The 1,642-nt window shown below is 42.0% G+C and carries 1 protein-coding gene; it reads right to left on the bottom strand.

The window, feature by feature from the left end; translation table 11 throughout:
• On the bottom strand, window positions 1–1,642 hold a 1,642-nt coding region (locus AN957_RS00010; protein WP_156341108.1), incomplete at both ends, for a hemagglutinin.

Raw genomic sequence — 1,642 nt, 5'->3', positions numbered from 1 at the left:
GTTGCATCTGCAAGACCCATTGGACATGGCCCAGAACAAGAAGGCAGCAAACCCCATTGCAATCACAATAGATGAGGCAACAGTCGAATAAATGGTGAGGATTTTGTAAGTTCCTTCAGATTCCAGCTTGACCCCCTCTATTTTCTGTCTTTCTAATTTTGACTCCTCTTGATATTTCCTTCTGTTGTAGGTCCCGTTCCGAATTGTCTCCATGCATTGGTCATCACATTTGTGATATAGCTCGAAACATCCTTTCCCATCTTCCACCGCATTGGAACCCAACGCCCTCTTTACTTTATTATATAGATTGTTTACATTTGCGTCATGCTCATCGAGTGTTTTCTGGTTTTCAAGCAGGACTAGTAATTCTGCATTATATGCCCATATATCTTGGATTTGATCATCAATCTTATTATTGATCATGTTAAGTCTAGTTTCTACCTCACTGAATTCATGATCAATGATTTCATACTGCTTGTTCATTTTGTCGACTATATTATTCACTTTGGATGTTATTTTATCAATTGCCTTTTGGGTTGAGTCTCTATCTGCTGCCATACCAACCCCTTGGTCATTTGAATGCTGGAACCCATACCAACCAGCAACTAGTCCTGACCAACCTCCCTCTATAAACCCTGCTATGGCCCCGAATAGCCCTCTACTAGATCTAGAAGGCACATTCCTCAGACCAACTGCAAGTTTGAGACTCTTTATGCCAATGTATTTTGAACAGTTTCCAAATGCATACTTACTTACATTTTGGAATGGCAGTGTTGTGTTTAAGCCACCTTTCTCTGTCTGACATTGCACTGTGCAGCTACCTCTTTTTAAATCAGTCTTCAGAATTCTTCCATGGCTCTCTCCTGAAAGAATGTGTCCATACCATGGAGCTATTAGATTCCCATCAGATTTTATTCGCAGTGTTTGTCCCGGTTTCAATACAGACCAATAATAATGAATTCTTCCCATCAAACCGTTGACAAGAGGCCTTGGTCCTATCAATGGTTTGAAGATCCTATTTATTTCTTCTGTTGCCACACTCGTTGTTGTGTCGGTTCTCGTGTACAGATCTCTCTGCGTAGTATCGGTGGGTGGGTGATTTATGCCCCACATGAAAAGAATGTTCTTCCCTTGATTATTTGTGTATTGAGCGTCTTGGATAGGGTAATCGCCGTTCTTTCGAGTCAACCATCTCATGCTTCTGTAGAATGAACCTGAGCATGCTGTGCTTGTCCCATCGTAAGACACATTCCAGATTGTGTCTGGGAAAATCTGGATTCTTTGGTAAGACCTAGCAGAACTAAAAAGTGACCTTAGCTCTTCTAGATTTTCTACATTCCCGGGGTAACACAATCCGTTAACAGCTGATGGTCTCTCGACGATATAGGACCATTCTCTTCCTTCCAGCGATAGATCACAAGAAGGATTGCCATAGATTAGCCCTTCAATGGTGCAGGTGTCCAAAATAAGAGGTTGTCCCAAGCTTGTTGCACACAGCATCCCATTATGCTCTGTGTGGAGCAGTTCTTTGGCATGTGTCACAGGGACATTGTTTTCTGTTAGTGTGTCCACAGTTTCTGTGGAGTTTGTTGATTGATAGCCGATGCAGATTTTATCTGCATTGCTTGCTGTTGCTACTAGT

Source organism: Cytobacillus solani, from assembly GCF_001420595.1.
Lineage (GTDB): Bacteria > Bacillota > Bacilli > Bacillales > Cytobacillaceae > Cytobacillus > Cytobacillus solani.
The sequence above is the reverse complement of the archived record's forward strand: the minus strand, read 5'-3'. Positions and strand labels throughout refer to the sequence as shown.